The following is a 20,156-nucleotide window of genomic DNA, read 5'->3' on the forward strand; positions in this document are numbered from 1 at the left end:
TGGTTAAAGTTGATAAAAAGTTGAAAATGTTACGTTATGATTCGCTTGTGACCAAATTACGGGCGGAGGGATAACAATGATTTTAGAAGGAAATCATCTCCATAAAGTATACGGACAGGGCGAAAATCAGGTTAGCGTGATCAATGACGTTCATTTTGGCGCAAAACAGGGGGAATTCGTAGCGATTGTAGGGAAATCGGGAGCAGGGAAAAGCACATTAATGCATATTATTGGCGGTCTGGAGCCGCCCACAAAAGGAGAGGTCCTTATTAAAGGGACTTCGGTATATGACCTCAAAGCCGATGAACGCGCGATATTCAGGAGACGCGAGATCGGTTTCGTATTCCAGGCTTTTAACCTGGTCCCCTCCTTGAATGTTTGGGAAAATACATTGCTGCCGATCGGACTGGATGGGAAAGAACCGGATCTTCCGTTCGTGGAAGATGTACTTGCTACACTTGGCGTGGAAACGAAAAAAACGAGTCTCCCGGCTTCGCTTTCGGGCGGCCAACAACAGCGGGTTGCTATTGCGCGGGCGCTTGCCCCAAAACCAGCCATTATTTTGGCAGACGAACCGACAGGCAACTTGGATAGCCGAACCAGTAAGGACGTGCTTGAACTTCTTCGCGTATCTGTGTCCAAATATGGCCAAACGATCATCATGGTAACCCATAACGAAGAAATCGCCGGATTGGCCGATCGAATTGTCAAAGTAGAAGATGGCCAAGTCATGACGGAGAGCTGACATGAAGCAGAACAAGATCGTAAAAGAGATGGCGATCCGTCACCTTGTTTTCTATAAGGGGCGCACACTGGTGACTGTCGCTACAATTGCTCTTTCCGTAGCATTGATGGTTGTCGTCCTCATGTTTTTCCATTCCGATCAAGAGAGAAATCGCAGGGCAGCCATAAATGAAATCGGGGCTTATCATGCTCAATATGATCATCTGACGGAGGAACAGCTGCGCCATTTGCAAAAAAATCAAAAATTTAAAAAGGTTTATGCTGCATATAACATCAAAAATGTAAGCTTTGAACCCTTTGTAGAGAAAAAAATAGATATGGCTATGGTGTATACAGAAGGGATCGAAGACGGCCTGATCGCTCTCAAAAAAGGGAGGGCTCCTCGCACGCCGAACGAAATCGTTTTGGATGAATGGGTGATTGGGGAGCTGGGCTATGCGCCTACTCTTGGACAGGAAATAAAGATGAAGGCACGGTTTGAAGAAAAGGGAAGCCCTAGCTCCAAGGTTATCTCTTTTAAACTCGTGGGCATTACCGAGGATATTGCTGTAAGGAAAGTTGCGCGAGCGGGATTAATGCTGGTATCGGAACCCTTCTTAAATCAGAACGCCATCAAGCCGGATATCAGCTTGTTTGTTTTGTTAAACTCCGATTTTAATGCAACTTCCGTAGCGAGGAACATTGGAATCGCAGAAGGGCTGAATGATGCACAAATCATTATCAATGAACGATATACGGGTGCCTACGAATGGAGTCCTGTGTCCATTTTTCAAATGATCATCCTCGTCATGATTGTAGTGTTATGTGCAGGAATGGTCATTTACAATATATTCAATATTCATGTGTCCCAAAAGATCCGTTTGTTCGGAATGTTGCGTGCTATCGGCATGAGTGCTGCACAAATAAGGCGCATGATTGTATTGGAAGGACTCGTTCTGGGCGTTTGGGGAAGTACGATTGGCGTCATTCTAGGAATCGCAGGGAGTTTTGTTGTGCTGCCTTGGGTCGGGGAGCGAATCAGCGGTTCAACTTTAGAGGTACAACTCTCATGGGTAATCATTGCGGTTTCATGGATCAGCGGAATTGCATTGGTACGGTTATGTATCGAACATCCCATTCGAAAAAGCACAGCGGGGTCAGAAATTGAAGCTATGAAATACAAGCTGACTGGAGAAACGGATTATGCGGGCGGGACATCATCCAGACCATTGAACTCGAAAATAGGCATTTGGGGTCTCTCGCTTCTGCAGCAATTCAGATCCAAAAAAAGAACGATCATTACGGTGGCTTCCATCACGTTTACGGGGCTGATATTCATGACGTCTGCAAGCATTTTATACAGCATGAATATAAACAATCTAGCCGGAAGCATGGTGCCCGGCGATTTCAAAATCAGTTTGGCCGGATCTTCAGGCAGCGCTGCCAGCCATAGTTATATCCAAGAAAAAACAATGAACCAAGTGAAGCAAATCGAAGGTGTCCGTGAAGTACTTACGGAAAAATACGACGGCCTGATCTACAATAAAACGGATGCACGTAAACACCTTAATCATTGGGAGGAAATAAAGGGTTCACGGATTATTGCGGATATTTACGGGTATGACCCGAATCTGCTTCAAAAGGCCATTGACCGAACCGGAGGCAGCTCCGAAATGTTGCAGCAGATGAAGGAAGGGAACTACCTGATTGCCATCTCCGAAGACGGAACATACCAATCTGGCGATAAAGTTCGGATGGCGAGTCTGGATGATCAGGGAAAGGAAGAAGAGTACACCATTATAGCCGTCTTGCCCACATACATGACTTATAGAGGCAGCGCGAGCGAAGGAGGCATCTTTGTTGCGCACGAGGACCTGTTTGAACGAGTAGGACTTGATCCGACCATGAAGCAATTCAGCGTGACGGTTGATCCATCCAGACAACGAGACGTGGAGCAACAACTTAAAAGGGTCATTGGAGAAGAGCCTGATTTGATCCTTACATCCTTTCAGGACATTTATCAGGAATACAGCGAGTCCAAACGACTGATGGAGGTCGCTGCATACGGGTTCATTTCGATGTTAATGGTCATTAGTGTGTTTAATCTGATCAATTCCAATTTGAGCAGTTTCCTGGCGAGAAAAAGGGAAATCAGCATGATCGAGGCCATCGGCCTGTCCCGGAAGCAATTGCGAATACTGATTGGAAGCGAGGGACTTGTGATTGTGGTCAGCAGCATACTATTAACCATTTTGCTAGGGACTCCCTTAGGATATTACAGCGTTCGTTTATTTGCCGTTGAGGCTTCTTATGCCATTTATCAGTTCCCTTATCTAGCGCTCACGGTGCTTGTTATCTTTTATTTGGCCGTGCAGTGGGTGGCAATATGGTACATGGAGCGATATCTGCATAGAAGCAATTTGATGGAACGCCTCCGTTTGGATGGATGACCAGGACTTCAATAAGATAGGAGGTGGGAATAAAGATGATTTCGAATTATCGGCTGTTTAGCGCGATTGCTGTAGTATCCCTATTCTTATTGGCGTTAACGGGGTGCGGAGCTGGTAAAAGCGACAGTTTGGCACCTGAATACAAGGGCATCAAGTTTATCGGTCAGGGAGAAGAGACGACGGATATCAACGTAGCCATTTTCAATGATCTGGAAGAAGTCGTATTCATTCAAACCGTTAGAGTGATCGATAACCAACCAAGCGCAGAGAAAGTATTTCAGGCCATAACGGCGAATAGGGATCTGGGGATGAATGTCACTCAAAATAAGGAAGGTCATGTTGAAGGTGTAGAAGGTCTTAATAGCAACAAGGAGTATGAGTGGAGGTTGTACGTAGATAATCAAGAGGATAACCGGAGATTGAGTGATATTACGTTGGATGAAGGGCAGCCGCTAACGTTACGATACGAATCGGTACATTAGTTCAATTGCAACAGCATTGCTCATTTTATGAGACATGCTGTTTTTTTCGTATACAGTAGTAAGGAAAATTTTCACCAAACGGGAACCGGAAGAGCTGCGCTGCAGTCTTATTGAATGAGGTGAATGCCAGTTGGATGTTCAATTTTTGGAGCAGGCCAGAGAGATCGACAATCACACGCTCAGCCAGATCATGGACGAGTACGGGAACGACGTGTGGAACTATGCCTACTTTCTGACGAGGAGTGCCGAACAGGCAGATGAGCTTTCGCAGGAAGTGTTTATTCGGGCTTACTTGGGCATCTCCCAATTTCGCGGGCAATGCTCGTTGAAGACATGGCTGCTGACCATAACCAGAAACACGACCTTTACATACCGAAAATCGAAGTTTTTTCGCAGCAGCCAGTGGGGAGGCATTTTGCCGATGGAAAACGGAGAAGCGGAAAGGGGCGGATTAATGTCTATTCCCGAAATGCAGGCGCATCCGTCCGCAGAAGCTGAAGCCATTCGGCGGGAGCATGTGCATGAAATCTGGGATGTGGTCATGTCTTTGCCGGACAAATTCAGGGAGCTGCTGCTGCTCCATCTGAAGTATGAACTGACGCTGGCCGAAATTGCGGAAATGCTGGACATCAGCATCGGGACGGCCAAATCAAGACTGTCGCGCGCAAAAGCGAAAGTACGGAAACGATGGGAGGAACGAGGCGAATGAAGACAGGGAAGCGTGAAGAATGGGAAGAGGTGCTGAAGGGTGAGCCATTTGCAGGATCAGCGTTTACGGAACGCCACAAGCAGAGCGTGCTGCAGCGGGTAGCGGGAACGAAAGCAATTCAGGGACAAAGCGATGTCGAGTCACCGTTTACCAAAAGCATGGAGAAGCTGAATTTGCCTGGTCAACGCAAAAGTCGCAAAAAAGGGTGGGTCGCAGCCATAACCGCAGCTGCCGCGGCGGCAGGGATTTTATTATGGAACGGACAGTACATGGAGTCTGTCGTTGAACGCCTTTATCCCGCTTCAGCCCTTTTATTGGCAGATGACGTGAATAAGGAGCTCCTGACCGAACCGATGAAAAGAACGATTGCCGTTACAATGAGGGATTATTTGGGCAAACAATTGGAAGTGACTATGGTAAGGGACGATACGGCATTTCCGAATGACTCGCATACCATTTACGTGCAGGCCGGGCAAAAAACAGATCACAATTATGCGGAGTTCTCAATTGATGCGGCTACCGGGGAAATGCAAAGCTGGACCCTAAGGGGGCAAATGGATGTCAGCCAGCTCGAACCCCGTTATTTGAGCCAGATTCCAGCCCTTCTCCAAGGCATAGGCAGTGACGGAACGATGAAGCCTTTGCAGGTGGACCGCTCGGCGCATATGTCCCCAAGCGAGGATGATGGGCAGCCGGAAGTGATGACTCTCGTAAAACTCGGAAATGAAAATGGTAAAGTCGAGGGGAGCATCATCTGGCAGCAGGATGAGGTGATATATGTTTCCGGGTCCATTGATCTTGAGAGAGCACCCAAAGAAGCCGTGGTTCGTGCCGAGCAAGTCGTTGAGGCGTACTATGGCTACTCGGCGTTGCCATTAACAAGTATTGCGTACAATAAAAATATGCAGGACCATTGGAGCAAATGGGATCTAACCTTTGGGGAACGCTATCTTGTAACCTTGTCTGACGGAAAGTATGGTAAAGATGCTGAAGTCTCCATCTATGATATGGCATTGCATCCTGCGTTCAATAGCGATGCAAGGGAAGAAGCAAAGACCGACCAAGGCAAACAACGACTTATGGATGTCCCTGAATCTGCGATCAGGGAAGCCGCCGAGCCGATCATAAAAAACATGTTTCATGCGCCTTTGGAAGAATACAGCTTTTCTCAGGATGCGGACCATCCGGGACAAGGCACCTTCAAACTAGAGAAGAATAGCCAAGTTAAGGGTGTAATCGATGTGAGTTACGATGCCGAAGGCCGAATCACTTCACTCTCACGAAGCCGCGAATGAACCTGATCCGTGTGGTACAATTTTCTTAACAGGTTGGAAGTGAGTGCAATAAGGAGAGATTGGATCGATGAAGTATTTAGTGAGCTCTTGTCTCGCGGGCGTTGCTTGTCGTTACAATGGTACGGCGAGTCTGGACGAGAAAATTCAAGAACTGGTGGAACGGGAAGAGGCTAAGATGCTGTGTCCTGAATTGCTTGGCGGTTTTTCGACCCCGCGGGAACCGGCTGAAATTATCGGCGGGAACGGCAGGGACGTGCTGGCAGGCACGGCCAAGGTGATCGAGAAGAGCGGCACCGACGTCACGGAGCTTTACGTCAAAGGTGCTTACGAAACGTTGGACTGGGCCCGGAAGCTCGGCGTGACCTGCGTGGTTCTGAAAGAGTTCAGTCCGTCTTGCGGCTCGCAGATGATCTATGACGGCACGTTCGGCAACGAAAAGATTCCGGGCGAAGGCGTGACAGCTGCTTTGCTTCGTCAGGAAGGGTATACTGTCATTTCCGAAAATGAATTTATGGCTGACCTATGAGCCAGTCGGTTTCAAAGGCCGTAAAGTATCAAAACATATACCTGGTAACATCAATGTGCGTACTTTCAATAAGGCATGATTCATTTTAGAATGATACTGTATCCCAATGAAACTGTACCCCAATAGATTAAAGGATGTGGAGAAAGTGGAATCGACGACACCATTAAATAGAAAAGAAGAAATTTTGAAGGCGTACCATTTCCGGCACGCGACCAAACGTTTTGACCCGAATCGCAAAATTTCGAAAGAAGATTTCGAATTCATTTTGGAAACGGGGAGGTTATCCCCAAGCTCCGTCGGCTCCGAGCCTTGGAAATTCGTCATCGTGCAGAATCCGGCGCTGCGCGAGCGCATGGTCGAGTTTTCGAGCGGCGGCAAAGGGCAATTCCCGACTGCGAGCCATCTCGTCGTTTTCCTGGCGCGTACGGACGTGCGTTATGACTCGGCGCATCTGGAATACATTTGCAAGGAAATCAAAGGCATGGACCAGGAAACCTATGAGCGCATTCCGGCAGCATACCGCACGTTCCAGCAAAACAAAGGCATTCTGGACAGCGAGCGGACATTGTTCGACTGGGCGTCCAAACAGACGTATATTGCGCTGGGCAACATGATGACCGCAGCAGCCCTCATCGGCATCGACTCCTGTCCCATCGAAGGATTCAATCAGGAGGAAACCCGTCGCATCTTTGCCGAGGAAGGTTTGCTGGAAGACGGCGTCTGGGACATTTCCGTTATGGCGGCCTTCGGGTATCGTGCAGAGGAGCCGAAATACGGCAAAACGAGACAGTCGCTGGAGCAGGTTACGCACTGGATCGAATAAGCACCAGCATTCTTTATGTTTATGGAAGATAACAATACCTCCCAATCGTCCGCATCAAGATGGTTGGGAGATTTATATGAATAAGCTGCTTGAAAATGAATAGATATCTATGTATAATGAGGGCATGCCAAAATATAATGCAATCTCAATGATATCCCGGATCAGGGACCACGTGAACAAACGCATCGTGCAAGAACTGGAGCAGCAGGGCGTGAATGGCATAGTGCCATCCCATGGGGATATCCTGATCTTCCTTTATCGGGAAGAGGCCCTGTCCATCAAAATGCTGGCCGAGCGGGTTCATCGTACGCAGCCCACCGTGACCGTGCTTGTCAACAAGCTGGAGAAGCTGGGTTTCGTGGAGCGCAGCAAGAGTGCCGAGGACAGCCGGGTGACGATGATCCGACTGACTGAACAAGGAAGAAGGCTGGAGCCGATCTTCGTGCAAATTTCCGAACAGATTAAAGAGATGGTATACGGCGGTTTGACGGAAGAGCAAGCGGAACAGTTGGAAAACTTGCTCGGCAGCATCCTTCGAGAGATGTAATTTTTTTTGGTTATAAACATAGATGTCTATGTTTTGTAGGTGCAGATTTGAAACAAAGGCATGCTTTGCGGGGATTCATCCCGAAGAAGATGCGCACGCTATATGATAAATCATTTGAACTAATGGAGGGAATACTCATGAAACATCTGATCGTATATGCACACCCGCACACGGACAGCTTCAATAAAGCCATTCTGAATACTACGGTAGACGTATTGGAATCCAAGGGGCACGAGGTCGTCGTGCGCGATCTGTACGCGCTGAACTTCCAACCTGTATTGAAAGCCGAAGATACCCTAGCCATGCGTGCGGGACAGACACCCGAGGATATCGCTGCCGAGCAAAAATACATCACGGATGCAGACGCCATCACAATGATCTATCCTATATGGTGGACAGGGCTTCCGGCTATCATCAAAGGGTACATTGACCGCGTGTTTGCTTTTGGTTTCGCGTATGGAGCAAATGAGACGGGCATCGTCAAACTGTTGACAGGCAAAAAAGGGTTCATCATCAACACGCACGGTACACCGAAGGAAATTTATGACCAGATCGGCATGACAGACGCCTTGAAAATGACTTCCGATACAGGCATCTATGACTTTGTCGGTATCGAACCTGTTGGGCATATCCTTTTGGGCGGGGTCGGCAACGTGGACGAAGCGGCTCATGCAGCCATGCTGGAAGAGGTAAAACAAACCATTCAGGCTGCCTTCTAATCGAGGAGCAATACCTGTACAATAAAGAGATCAAAACATTGGGGCTATCCTGCGGAGGGTAGCCTGTTTGCCATAAAAGTTTGCAAATTAATCGAAAGGGGGTATAATCGTACCCATGGAACCAATACTCATTTACAAAGCATTGTCGAACGAAACGCGCAGACAAATTTTGGAGTGGCTCAAGCAACCGGAAGAGCATTTCTCACCAGCGGAGCTGTCTACGCATCCCGATGGAGGGAAGAACGGAATCTGTGTGGGGACCATTCAGATGAAGGCCGGTTTGGCCCAGTCCGTCATATCCAGCTATCTGCTTACCATGCTCAAGGCTGGATTGCTGTTGTCGGAGCGAAGAGGCCAATGGACCTACTATCGCCGCAACGAGGAGACCATCCGCGAATTTGCCGAATATGTGCAGCACAAGCTGTAAGCCGTATGCCGGAACGGAAGCACCCATGCTGGTGCGTAAGGGATTTCCGTCCGGATGCAGACGGCAGCGTGAGGAATATCAACTGCACTGGAAAGTTGTTTTTTTGCACCAATATATCTATATATCTGAATATACGAAATAACAATTCGGAAAAGGAGATTCGATATAATGACTACCGAAACCAACGGTTCGTTCAATAGAAAAACGATTCATGACGTTAAACTGTCCATTCTGGACCTTGCCCCGGTTACCGAGGGAGCGACGCCCGCAGATGCGCTGCGGAACAGCCTTGATCTGGCGCAGCACGCCGAACGCTGGGGCTATCACCGCTATTGGGTGGCAGAGCATCACAACATGCCGGGCATTGCCTCTTCCGCGACTTCGGTCGTCATCGGTTACCTCGCCGGCGGCACCAAGAGCATCCGTCTCGGATCAGGCGGCATCATGCTGCCGAACCATGCTCCGCTCGTCATCGCCGAGCAATTCGGCACGCTGGAATCGTTGTATCCGGGCCGGATTGACCTTGGCCTGGGACGGGCCCCGGGCAGCGATCGCCGCACAACGCTGGCGCTGCGCAGAGAGCTGAACAGCGGAGAAGATTTCCCGGAACTGCTCGCTGAACTTAGAGCTTATTTCGATGCATCGGCCACTTCCTATCATGCCCCGGTACGTGCCGTTCCTGGCGAAGGGCTGAACATTCCGATTTATTTGCTGGGTTCCAGCGATTTCAGCGCACGCCTGGCCGGAAGACTCGGATTGCCGTTTGCGTTTGCGAGCCACTTCTCCCCGGATTATACCCGGGTAGCGATTGAAGCATACCGCAGCAGCTTCCAGCCTTCGGACGTCTTGGCGAAGCCTTACGTGATCGCCGGCGTAAATGCCGTGCTGGCCGATACGGACGAAGAGGCGGAATGGCTCAGCACCACGCTGCTGCAGCAGTTTCTGAACATCATCCGCGGCACCACGGGTCTGGTCAAACCGCCAGCCGACATGGAGGGCAAATGGACGGATCGCGAGCAAGCGGCGGTAGCGCAAACGCTAAAAGCCGCGGTCAAAGGAGCGCCGGACACCGCGCGCGGCCAATTGGAACAGTTCATCGCCCAGACGCAGGCGGACGAACTGATCGTGACGTCGATGATCTATGATCATCAGGCACGACTTCGTTCCTACGAACTGCTGGCCGGGCTGGCAGGCAAAATCTGATGAACTCTGCATTACGCGGCCCGTCTCTCTGGAGGCGGGTCTTTTTTCGATGCTTTTTTATGTCCGGCTGGCAGCTGCCCGGGAGGTCATTTTTTCAAAAGAGGAGAATGGGCAGCACGGCCATTTTCGGGTAAACTGATAAGATAGAACGTTTCTTTTTGAAACGATCGAACGGCTGCCTTCGTATATACAGAAAGGTTTTTTGCATATGTTGGTTCGGACAACGTCTTCTTTGCGGGAACGATGTGAAGAAGCCTTTTTCGGCCTGAATTATGGGAGGATACATAAGAAAGGAAGACTTGCCTATGGAGCAACCACGCGTGTGGCCTGACCGATTCAAGCGATTTTTTCTGAATAACAAGTTTGTCCTGTTTCTGCTGGTTTTGTTGCTGATCGGACTGAATGTGATGGTGCTGAACAAAGTATCCTTCGTCCTTCATCCGTTTGCGGTACTTCTCAAAACGATCGTGCTGCCCATTATTTTGTCGGGAATTCTGTATTATCTGCTGAACCCGATCGTGGATCTGATGGAACGCTGGAAGATCGGTCGGGGATGGAGTATCCTGATTCTTTATCTGGCCATTGCGGGCGTGCTTACGGTCATCATTTTGGCCGTCATTCCGGTGCTGCGCAATCAGATCATGGGGTTGATCGCCAACTTTCCGACGTATAGCGAGAACGTGCGCGTACAATTCGAGGAATTGACGGGCAGCCAGCTCTTTTACCAGCTGCAGGATGCCGTCAATTGGAATTCGACGGACTGGTGGAGCACCGTAACGAAGAAGGCAACCGAGATTCTGAACCATACCTGGACGCGTATTGGCGGGTTCCTGGGTGCGTTTACCGAAGTGGTGCTGTCCATCGTCACGGTTCCGTTCATCCTGTTTTATCTGCTGAAGGACGGCAAAAAGCTGCCTGGCAAAATTTTGTCCTTCCTGCCTGTACAAAGCCGCTCCGGCGCGATGCACGTGCTTCATGACATTAACCATCAGATCAGCTCGTTCATTCGCGGACAGATCATCGTCAGCTTCTGCATCGGCGTTCTGCTGTACATCGGTTATATGATCATTGGACTGGATTATGCACTGATTCTGGCCATCATCGCTTCGTTTACGAGCGTGGTGCCTTATCTCGGACCGGCCATCGCGATTACGCCTGCGCTGATCGTCGCCTTGGTCACTTCGCCGGTGATGCTGCTGAAGATGGTGGCGGTATGGACGATCGTGCAGTTGATCGAAGGCAAATTCATCTCGCCGCAAATCATGGGCAAAACGCTCAAAATTCACCCGATCACCATTATTTTCGTGATCCTGACTTCGGGCAACCTGTTCGGCGTCGTCGGCGTACTGCTTGCTGTTCCGGGGTATGCGGTGCTGAAAGTCTGCGTATCGCACGTGTTTAACTGGTTCAAGGATAGATCCGGACTGTATGATCCGAAAGACGGCAACCCTGTTTAATTTTAATCGAACAACGGTGCCCTTATGAAACAAAAGCCCCGCCAATCGGCTAATAGCCGAAGGGCGAGGGCTTTTGTTTGTTTCGCAGGCCGGCAGAGCCTAGCCGTGCTTGATATGCTGAAGCGTCTGCAGGAAAATCTGCTCGATATGTGTATCGTCCAGAGAATAAAACACGGTTTTGCCCTCTTTACGCCGTTTGACAATCCGCATGTTGCGGAGGGATCGCAGCTGGTGCGAGATGGCCGATTGTCCCATATCGAGCAGTACCGTCAGATCGTGCACACATAATTCCTTCTGCAGCAGTGCATCAATAATACGTAGGCGCGTCGGATCGCTGAACGCCTTGAACCAATCTGCCATTTCGGAAGACGTTTCCCGATCAATCAGCGAGGCACGAATGCCTTGCATATCCGCTTCTGTGCCGAAGCAGGTTGCGTCGCATTCAGCCGGGGCTTTGACTGGTTGTTCCATTTCTATCACCGCCTATGTTAACAACTATACATTCATTATATCCAAAAAACGCCTAAAGCGAAATCATTACTATTAGCATAATTTGGTTGGAAAATCAGCTCTCTTTGGTTGACACATATGAGCACGCGTGCATATAATGGGGTTAATTAAAACATATGAATGATTGCTCATATATAAACCGGTATACAATAACGATTGTTTTTTGTACAGCAAAGGGGAGATGGAAATGTCGACCGAACAAAGGCTTGTCAAAAGGGAACTGTTGCTGGACGGTTTGGATTGCGCGAATTGTGCGCTCAAGATTGAGAATGGAGTCAAAAAAATTCAGGGCGTCAGCGAATGCTCCGTCAATTTTGTCACGAAAACCCTATCGATGCACACGACGTCCGACATGGATGAGCAGGTGGTTGAAGAAGCGAAACGCAAAGTGCTGAGACTGGAGCCGCACATCCGCATCTCGGAGAAAAGAAATGCTGCCGGACAGACGGCGGGCGGAGTGAACTCTGACCTTGCCGGCCATTCGCTGTCGAATCAGCATGCTCATGGGCATGAGCACGGGAGCTGCGAGGGACATGATCACGACCATCACCAAGGGCACGCGCATGACCATGGGCAAGGCCAAGCACATCAGCATGATGATTCCGCCGGACACGCTCATGCTCATGCAGGCCAAGGCCATGCGGGGCATTCTCACGAGCATGGTACAGGGCAGACCAAGGTGCTGCTGGCTCGCCTAGCAGCTGGTTCCGCCCTGGTTGCCGCCGCCGTCTGGTCTCCGCTGGAGGGGTGGGCACAGCTGGTTTTGTATATTGCGGCCTACCTGATCGCCGGCGGAGATATCGTGCTTCAGGCATTCAAAAACATGGTGCGGGGGCAAGTGTTTGACGAATACTTCCTGATGACCGTAGCGACGCTCGGCGCATTCGCCATCGGGGAATACCCGGAAGGCGTTGCCGTCATGCTGTTTTATCAGCTTGGCGAGCTGTTCCAAGGAATGGCGGTCAATCGTTCCCGCAAATCCATCCAATCGCTGATGGACATCCGGCCCGATTATGCCAACGTGTTGATCGGATCGGGCGATGAAACCAAACGCGTCTCTCCGGAAGACGTACGCATCGGAGACCGGATCGTCGTCAAAGCCGGAGAGAAGGTGCCGCTGGACGGCGTCGTCAAAGCAGGAAGCTCCATGGTAGATACGTCGGCGCTCACGGGGGAATCCGTTCCCCGCGAGTTGGAGCCCGGCAGCGACGTGCTGAGCGGTTTCGTGAACAAAAACGGCATACTGACCATTGAGGTTACAAAGACGTTTGGCGAATCGACGGTATCGAAAATATTGGATTTGGTGCAGAACGCAAGCAGCCGGAAGGCGAAAACGGAGCATTTTATCAGCAAATTCGCCCGGTATTATACACCGGCTGTCGTCATACTCGCTGCCCTGATCGCATTGGTCCCGCCGCTGCTCATTAGCGGAGCGACGTTCGCGGACTGGGTGTACCGCGCTCTGGTCTTCCTGGTTATATCCTGTCCGTGCGCCCTCGTCGTTTCCATTCCGCTCGGATTTTTCGGCGGCATCGGGGCGGCTTCGCGCAACGGCATTCTGGTGAAGGGCAGCAACTATTTGGAAGCCTTGAACGACGTCAAGCTGGTGGTGTTCGACAAGACGGGCACATTGACTAAAGGGGTCTTCAAAGTTACGGACATTCGTCCGGAAGGAGAGCGCACGAAGGATGCCTTGATGGAACTGGCTGCCATTGCCGAAGCTCATTCCAATCACCCGATTGCGGAATCGATCCGCGCTGCATGGGGGCAGGATATTCGCACTCACGGCGTAGACGGATACGACGAGATTGCCGGACATGGCATCCGCGTTCAGGTCGATGGCCGCGAGATTCTGGCCGGCAACGCCAAGCTAATGAAGCAGGCGGGCATTCCGTATAAGGAACCCCAATCCGTCGGCACCATTGTGCATATTGCCGAAGAGGGGCAGTATGCCGGACATCTGGTGATTGCGGATGAAGTGAAGGACGATGCGGCTGAAGCGATCCGTTCCCTGAAGCAGCTGGGCATTCGCAAAACCGTCATGCTGACTGGTGACGCCAAAGCCGTAGGCGAAGCGGTGGGACGTGAGCTGGGCGTGGATGAAGTTCATGCCGAGCTGCTGCCCCAGCATAAGGTTGAGCGGCTGGAGCAACTTGAGGCGGAGAAACACGCCAAAGAGAAAATGATCTTTGTTGGCGACGGCATCAACGATACGCCCGTTCTGGCCCGGGCCGACGTCGGCGTAGCGATGGGCGGCCTCGGCTCGGATGCAGCCATCGAAGCGGCGGATGTGGTCATTATGACGGATGAGCCGTCCCGACTGGCGAGTGCCATCCGCATCGCCAAGCGCACGCGGATGATCGTGTGGCAGAACATTGCTTTTGCGTTCGGGGTAAAATTGATTTTCCTGCTGCTCGGCGTATTCGGCATTGCCACGATGTGGGAGGCGGTATTCTCTGATGTAGGCGTGACCGTGCTGGCCGTGTTAAACGCCATGCGTGTGCTGCGGGTGAAAGACATTTGAAATGATGAAACATACCAGGCGGTTCTTCGTATATACGTAGGGCCGCTTTTTCGTTGATTGCGGCATCGGAACGTGCATGCTTGACGGGAGCAACAAGTCATAAGGGGGAGCAGTGTGGGAGGAATTATTGGAATCATCGTTGGCGTTTGTTTTTTTGTGATGGGGCTTATGTTGTACAAAAAACCGCCGAAACAAATCAACGGCATATACGGTTACCGTACGCCTCGTTCCATGAGCGATCTGGAGCTGTGGCATGAGGCGCAGCGATACAGCTCCAACTTGATGATGCAGTTCGGCGTAATCATGGCTGCATTTGGCGTGCTCGGATTTTGGTTTACCGACATGCAGGCTTTGGTGCTTAGCTTGGGTGCGATTATTTTTTACACGGTGAGAATGTTCATGAAGGTCGAAGGCCGCCTGAAAGAAATGCAGCAATCGAATAAGAAATAACGCCCGGCGCCAGCCTCGCCAAATCAGGAAAAGATCCGCACATAGCGGGTCTTTTTTTGCTGCCGATCAAGATGAATGCTCCATAAATTCGAGCCGATTGCCGAAAGGATCATTCACGTAGAACCGGGCTACACCTTCATCGGAACGAGCATCGTCATCAAGGATGTGAACATTTTGCTGGATGAGATGATCACGCAAGGCACGCAAACCCTTCACATAAAAGGCCGGATGTGCCTTCTTGGCAGGAACAAAGTCATTCTGAACACCGATGTGCACCTGCTGAACGCCGCATTGGAACCATACGCCGCCGCGCTTCTTTAAAATCTCGGGTTTCGGGATTTCATTCCAGCCCAATACTCCTGTGAAAAAATGGCGTGCTTCGGACTCGCAGCCTGCGGGAGCGGCTAATTGAACATGATCGATTCCTGAAAATAGAAATGACATCGTACGCCTCCTTGTTTTATTTGATGAAACAAAGTTTCATTTCATGGAATCATTATATATCTTTATGGATTATTTTTCCACAGTCCACATTGATTTTTATCGGATAGTGTGGAGTGGCTCGGGTAAAATACGGATGTAAAAGATGAACCAAGATAACAGCGATCGGAAGAGGATTCTAACTGTGCAGTGGATCTGCGTAAAGGTTGCTCATTCAACGTATGCAGATTTCAAACCAAAATCTTACGTTGACGTTAACGTTAGTTTTATATATAATTACATACATAACATTAATGACATATGAAATGGCAAGGTGAGGTGAAGGAAATGGATTTGTATAAGATTGATGAGGTTGCGAAGGAATGCGGCCTGACCAAGCGTACGATCCGATATTACGAAGAGATCGGCGTCATGCCTTCACCTCAGCGGACCGAAGGTGGTACGCGGTTATACAGCAGGCAGGATATCGATTATCTCAAAAAAGTCGTGCGTGCCAAAGAGGTGCTTGGCTTCTCGCTTCAAGAGCTGCATGCTTATGTGGCCACGGCGGACGTGCTGAATGAACAGCGTTCTGAATATCGGCAATCGACGGAGGTGCGGGAGCGCATTGACAAGCTGGAGCGCATCGAGAATACGTTGAACGACCAGCTGCAATTGATTGAGCAGAAGCTGATCAGCATTCATGCCGTGCAAGGCGAGCTTCAGGAATTGCGCGAACGGGTCCGAAACGGGCTGCATCGACTGCGAGATGAAGAAGCTGCAATGTCGGATTCATAGTTTTTTTCAAAGCACCGGATGATCCGGTGTTGTTTTCGGGTTGACTGTTTCTGAAAATAGCGTGAAATTTTTCGTTTGTTTTCAAACCAATCTTTATCACTCAGGAGGGGTAATTTTATGAAAAGAGAATCTTCACTGCCGGACGAGCTGCCGTCATCGCGCGGAGGCTTGCTGTCCCAGCCGAGAGCGGTCTGGGCCGTTGCTTTTGCCTGTGTCATTTCCTTTATGGGACTTGGTTTAGTGGACCCGATTTTGCCGGCCATCGCCAACCAGCTGCATGCGTCCAAAAGCCAGGTATCGCTGTTGTTTACAAGTTATAACGCGGTGACCGGTATCGCGATGTTAATTACGGGCGTAGTATCCAGCCGGATCGGCGTCAAATGGACGCTGCTGGGCGGCATACTGCTCATCGTTGCGTTCTCGGCGCTTGGCGGCACGTCGGATACGGTCGCTACGCTGGTTGGGTATCGCGGCGGCTGGGGTCTTGGCAATGCGCTGTTCATCGCGACCGCATTGTCGGCCATCGTAGGGTTGTCCACATCGGGCACGGCCAAGGCCATCATTTTATATGAAGCAGCGCTCGGTCTCGGTATTGCGGTCGGTCCGCTGCTGGGCGGCGAGCTTGGATCGATTTCGTGGCGCGGGCCGTTCTTTGGCGTGGCCGTCCTGATGACGATTGCGTTTATCAGCATTATGTTCATGCTGCCTAAAATGGCGAAGCCCAAAACGCGCAGCTCCTTGTCCGATCCGTTCAAGGCGCTTGGCTACCCATCGCTCAAAACGTTGGCGATCACCGCGTTTTTGTATAACTTCGGGTTCTTTACATTGATGGCTTATTCACCTTATGTCATGAATTTGGATGAGCATGGTCTTGGTTATGTGTTCTTTGGTTGGGGACTGGCGCTGGCCATAACATCCGTATTCGTCGCACCGCGGGTGCAGCGCCGTTTCGGTTCCGTACCGTCGATGAGCGTAATGCTCACTCTGTTTGCCCTTGATTTGCTGGTTATGGCGATCGGTACGGTTATGGGATCTCCCACTACCGTCATTGTTGCGGTTATCGTTGCGGGTATTTTCCTGGGTATCAATAATACGCTGATCACCACGGCCGTTATGGAAGCTGCACCGGTCGAACGGTCCGTAGCTTCTGCGGCATACAGCTTCGTTCGTTTCATGGGCGGTGCGCTCGCGCCTTGGCTGGCGGGCAAACTGTCCGAGTGGTTCCTGCCGGAAACGCCGTTCTATTTCGGGGCATTGATGGTTCTGGTGGGCGTGGTCGTATTGCTTGTTCGTCGTCGGCATCTGAGCGGCATCGATGATGCCATTACGCATCATTAATCGGGAGGAGCGAACATTATGCTGAAACGGATATTGGTTGCAGTGGACGGATCGGAACATGCACGGCGGGCGCTGGAGGCAGCGGCCGATCTGGCGGAAAGCCTGAAAGAGCCTGCACGGCTCACGCTTCTTCACGTCAATCCATCGGTATCCTTGAACGAGCCGGCGCTAGGCGTCGACCTGGATGCCCGGATTGCGGACGAAGGGCGGCAGGTGGTGGATGCACTTCAAGAACGGTTATCAAAACGGTCGGTGGCATATGAAACGCTTTTGACAGGCGGAGACCCCGTGGCTGAGATTTGCCGTGTTGCCGGCGAACAAGCATATGACTTGATCGTGATGGGAACCGGCGGCAAAAAGCGGCTTTCGGAAATGATTATGGGCAGCGTAAGCCATGGCGTGTTGAAGCAGGCGGTTTGCCCGGTGCTTACCGTCAAATAAGGTGGACTGAGTCTATATCGATCATGTAGTGTATAAATGGATGAGAATCGAGATGTGAATGCAGTGGGAGGGAGCAGCCATGAAAAAGCAACACCTTTATATTGGCGGCCAGTCCGTAGAGGCCGCAACGTATGAACCGCTGCACGCGCCATATTCGGGCGAGCAGCTTGCGGAGGTGGCTTCCGCCACGGCAGAGGAAGCCGAGAAGGCCATTGCGGCTGCTGCGCAAGCCAGCGCCGGGATGAGGCGGATGCCTGCGCATCAGCGCTCCGCCATTCTGTACCAGCTTTCCGTCCTGCTTGCGCAGCGGAAAGAAGAAGCAGCGCGCATCATTGCGCTGGAAGCGGCGAAGCCGATCACGGCCGCGCGGGCCGAGGTGGACCGGACCGTGGAGACGTACCGTTTTGCCGCCGAGGAAGCGAAGCGCTTAACGGGAGAAACGGTGCCGATGGATGCAGCTGCCGGCGGGGAAGGGCGCATCGGTTACACGGTGCGCCATCCGCTGGGCGTCATCGGCGCGATCACGCCGTTTAACTTTCCGATGAACCTGGTGGCTCACAAGGTGGGCCCGGCCATTGCGGCAGGCAATGCCATCGTGCTCAAACCGGCGGAACAGACGCCGTTATCCGCGTACTTCATTGCCGATCTGCTGAAAGAAGCCGGACTGCCTGACGGTGTGCTCAACGTCGTCAGCGGCGACGGCAAAACGATCGGCGACGTGCTTGTGTCCGATCCAAGGGTGGCCCATATTACGTTTACGGGCAGCCCGGGGGTCGGCAAGAGCATCCGCAGCCAGGCGGGGCTGAAGCGCGTGACGCTCGAACTGGGCTCCAATGCGGCGGTAATCGTGGACCGGGATGCCGATCTGGATAAAGTCATCCCGCGCTGCGTAACCGGTGCCTTCACCAATCAGGGCCAGGTCTGCATCTCGTTGCAGCGCATTTATGTGCACCGTGACATCGCGGAGGAATTTATCAAACGCTTTGCAGAAGTGGCTAGTCAGGTGGTTGTTGGCGATCCGCTGAACCCGGATACCATCGTGTCCGCGCTGATTACGTCCAAAGACGTGCGGCGGGCGCTGGGGTGGATCGATGAAGCGAAGCAGGCAGGAGCCGAGCTGATTGCGGGCGGAACGGCCGAAGGCGGCGTTTTGCGGCCAACCGTGCTCGTCAATGTTCCGCGCGATGCCAAGGTGTCCTGCCAAGAGGTTTTTGCGCCGATCGTGATCATCAATACGATCGATACGGTGGAGGAAGGCATTGCCCATGTGAACGATTCCGTTTACGGGCTTCAAGCCGGGGTGTTCACGAATGACATTCATACGGCGCTGCATGCTGCCGATCATATCGAAGCCGGCGGCGTGATCATCAACGATATTCCGACATTCCGCGTAGACCACATGCCCTACGGCGGCGTGAAGCAGAGCGGCATCGGCCGCGAAGGCGTCAAATACGCGACGGAGGAAATGACCGAGCTGAAATTTGTGGTGTTTAACAAACAATAACGCGGTCTCCCTGATGAAGCGCCAGCCGGAACGGGATCTTCCCGTGCTGCATAGAGTAAGATTGGGCGAGCAAAACATGGATGTGCACAGCAAAGAGCACGGACCTTGGCGGGTCCGTGCTCTTTGCTGTGGTTCGGCAATAAACATGATCATAGCGTTATTGCAAGGAATCTTCGGTCAGGCCGTTTGCAGCCGAATTACTGCAACTGTTCCGAGAGAAGCTTAACGGCTTCCTCCAGAAAGGCTCGGTCTTCGTCGTCGAACCGGTTTTTGAGCGGGCTATCGATATCGAGCACGCCGTACAGCTCCCCGTTTTTGAAGATCGGAATCACGATCTCGCTGTTTGAGGCCGCATCACAGGCGATGTGCCCGGGGAAGGCATGAACATCCTCCACGACAACGGTCCGGCGTTCCGAAGCGGCCGTGCCGCATACGCCGCGTCCAAGCGGGATGCGGATGCATGCCGGCAGTCCTTGGAAAGGACCGAGTACAAGTTCTTTTCCATCATACAGATAGAAGCCGACCCAGTTGATGTCGGTCAAAAATACATTGAGCAGCGCCGCAGCGTTTGCCAGATTGGCAATGGCGCTAGGTTCATCGCGGATCAGTGCGCTTAACTGCCCTAGGACGGCGGTGTGCTGCTCGCTTCGCGTTCCTTCATAAGAAACGGCTTGAAACATGATGAATCACCCTCCCGAGCAAACATGAATGGACTTTAACTCAAAGATAGTGCAGTGCCTGCCGTTAGTCAAGCGGAGGATTACGGAATGTAAGCCGGGCGGCTTGAGGTGCGTGTTTGTTTCTTTGCCA

The 20,156-nt window shown here is 51.5% G+C and carries 21 protein-coding genes; 18 read left to right on the forward strand and 3 right to left on the reverse strand.

The features are described 5' to 3' along the window. The first annotated feature begins 70 nt into the window (after positions 1–70). The 12 genes from L6H98_RS26750 to L6H98_RS26805 all read left to right on the forward strand — a co-directional run bounded on the left by L6H98_RS26750 (position 71) and on the right by L6H98_RS26805 (position 11,361). Positions 71–745 carry an ABC transporter ATP-binding protein gene (locus L6H98_RS26750; protein ID WP_236420849.1) on the forward strand — a complete coding sequence of 225 codons (675 nt, stop codon included), beginning with the start codon at positions 71–73 and terminating at the stop codon, positions 743–745. A gap of 1 nt (position 746) precedes the next feature. Then, a complete protein-coding gene (locus tag L6H98_RS26755) occupies positions 747–3,173 on the forward strand; it encodes an ABC transporter permease (RefSeq protein WP_236420746.1) in 2,427 nt (808 codons plus the stop codon). 35 nt (positions 3,174–3,208) lie between these two features. After that, entirely contained in the window at positions 3,209–3,655 is a 447-nt protein-coding gene (locus L6H98_RS26760; protein WP_236420747.1) for a hypothetical protein, read from the forward strand. A gap of 130 nt (positions 3,656–3,785) precedes the next feature. Next, positions 3,786–4,364: an RNA polymerase sigma factor gene (locus tag L6H98_RS26765; protein WP_236420748.1), complete on the forward strand. Its 579-nt coding sequence runs from the start codon at positions 3,786–3,788 to the stop codon at positions 4,362–4,364. Beyond that, positions 4,361–5,659: a hypothetical protein gene (locus L6H98_RS26770; protein ID WP_236420749.1), complete on the forward strand. Its 1,299-nt coding sequence runs from the start codon at positions 4,361–4,363 to the stop codon at positions 5,657–5,659. The genes L6H98_RS26765 and L6H98_RS26770 overlap by 4 nt, the downstream gene beginning before the upstream one ends. Before the next feature lie 67 nt (positions 5,660–5,726). After that, a complete protein-coding gene (locus tag L6H98_RS26775; RefSeq protein WP_236420750.1) occupies positions 5,727–6,185 on the forward strand; it encodes a DUF523 domain-containing protein in 459 nt (152 codons plus the stop codon). A 145-nt stretch (positions 6,186–6,330) separates the two neighbouring features. Next, complete coding sequence (locus L6H98_RS26780; RefSeq protein WP_236420751.1) at positions 6,331–7,008, forward strand: NAD(P)H-dependent oxidoreductase; 678 nt, start codon at positions 6,331–6,333, stop codon at positions 7,006–7,008. A gap of 172 nt (positions 7,009–7,180) precedes the next feature. Then, a complete protein-coding gene (locus L6H98_RS26785) occupies positions 7,181–7,555 on the forward strand; it encodes a MarR family transcriptional regulator (protein WP_339275954.1) in 375 nt (124 codons plus the stop codon). A gap of 137 nt (positions 7,556–7,692) precedes the next feature. Continuing rightward, positions 7,693–8,274 (forward strand): NAD(P)H-dependent oxidoreductase, encoded by a 582-nt coding sequence (locus L6H98_RS26790; RefSeq protein ID WP_236420753.1) that lies wholly within the window; start codon positions 7,693–7,695, stop codon positions 8,272–8,274. Positions 8,275–8,389: 115 nt separating this feature from the next. Further along, positions 8,390–8,701: an ArsR family transcriptional regulator gene (locus L6H98_RS26795; protein ID WP_236420754.1), complete on the forward strand. Its 312-nt coding sequence runs from the start codon at positions 8,390–8,392 to the stop codon at positions 8,699–8,701. A 168-nt stretch (positions 8,702–8,869) separates the two neighbouring features. Then, on the forward strand, positions 8,870–9,904 hold the full coding sequence (locus L6H98_RS26800) for an LLM class flavin-dependent oxidoreductase (protein WP_236420755.1): 1,035 nt from the start codon (positions 8,870–8,872) through the stop codon (positions 9,902–9,904). 305 nt (positions 9,905–10,209) lie between these two features. Further along, positions 10,210–11,361 (forward strand): AI-2E family transporter, encoded by a 1,152-nt coding sequence (locus tag L6H98_RS26805; RefSeq protein WP_236420756.1) that lies wholly within the window; start codon positions 10,210–10,212, stop codon positions 11,359–11,361. 99 nt (positions 11,362–11,460) lie between these two features. Here L6H98_RS26805 and L6H98_RS26810 read toward each other — a convergent pair whose 3' ends face one another. Continuing rightward, complete coding sequence (locus tag L6H98_RS26810; RefSeq protein ID WP_236420757.1) at positions 11,461–11,832, reverse strand: metalloregulator ArsR/SmtB family transcription factor; 372 nt, start codon at positions 11,830–11,832, stop codon at positions 11,461–11,463. Positions 11,833–12,058: 226 nt separating this feature from the next. On the opposite strand from L6H98_RS26810, the gene L6H98_RS26815 reads away from it, so the two are divergent. Together L6H98_RS26815 and L6H98_RS26820 are read left to right on the forward strand one after the other, a co-directional pair. Next, the gene (locus tag L6H98_RS26815) at positions 12,059–14,395 is read left to right on the forward strand and encodes a heavy metal translocating P-type ATPase (RefSeq protein ID WP_236420758.1); all 2,337 of its coding nucleotides are present in this window, start codon (positions 12,059–12,061) and stop codon (positions 14,393–14,395) included. Positions 14,396–14,509: 114 nt separating this feature from the next. Then, complete coding sequence (locus L6H98_RS26820; RefSeq protein WP_236420759.1) at positions 14,510–14,845, forward strand: SdpI family protein; 336 nt, start codon at positions 14,510–14,512, stop codon at positions 14,843–14,845. Between the two features lie 66 nt (positions 14,846–14,911). Here L6H98_RS26820 and L6H98_RS26825 read toward each other — a convergent pair whose 3' ends face one another. Then, a complete protein-coding gene (locus L6H98_RS26825; protein WP_236420760.1) occupies positions 14,912–15,289 on the reverse strand; it encodes a glyoxalase in 378 nt (125 codons plus the stop codon). A 324-nt stretch (positions 15,290–15,613) separates the two neighbouring features. Between L6H98_RS26825 and L6H98_RS26830 the strand changes: the two genes are divergently transcribed. The 4 genes from L6H98_RS26830 (at position 15,614) to L6H98_RS26845 (ending at position 19,346) form a co-directional block, all read left to right on the forward strand. After that, positions 15,614–16,063 carry a MerR family transcriptional regulator gene (locus L6H98_RS26830; protein WP_236420761.1) on the forward strand — a complete coding sequence of 150 codons (450 nt, stop codon included), beginning with the start codon at positions 15,614–15,616 and terminating at the stop codon, positions 16,061–16,063. A gap of 117 nt (positions 16,064–16,180) precedes the next feature. After that, complete coding sequence (locus tag L6H98_RS26835; protein ID WP_236420762.1) at positions 16,181–17,401, forward strand: MFS transporter; 1,221 nt, start codon at positions 16,181–16,183, stop codon at positions 17,399–17,401. An 18-nt stretch (positions 17,402–17,419) separates the two neighbouring features. Next, complete coding sequence (locus L6H98_RS26840; RefSeq protein ID WP_236420763.1) at positions 17,420–17,842, forward strand: universal stress protein; 423 nt, start codon at positions 17,420–17,422, stop codon at positions 17,840–17,842. 79 nt (positions 17,843–17,921) lie between these two features. After that, the gene (locus L6H98_RS26845) at positions 17,922–19,346 is read left to right on the forward strand and encodes an aldehyde dehydrogenase family protein (RefSeq protein WP_236420764.1); all 1,425 of its coding nucleotides are present in this window, start codon (positions 17,922–17,924) and stop codon (positions 19,344–19,346) included. 197 nt (positions 19,347–19,543) lie between these two features. Here the strand turns inward: L6H98_RS26845 and L6H98_RS26850 are convergent, their stop codons facing one another. Then, the gene (locus L6H98_RS26850; protein WP_236420765.1) at positions 19,544–20,026 is read right to left on the reverse strand and encodes a GAF domain-containing protein; all 483 of its coding nucleotides are present in this window, start codon (positions 20,024–20,026) and stop codon (positions 19,544–19,546) included. Between the last annotated feature and the right edge of the window lie 130 nt (positions 20,027–20,156).

This window comes from Paenibacillus sp. JJ-223 (assembly GCF_927798175.1).
Taxonomy (GTDB): domain Bacteria; phylum Bacillota; class Bacilli; order Paenibacillales; family Paenibacillaceae; genus Paenibacillus; species Paenibacillus hubeiensis.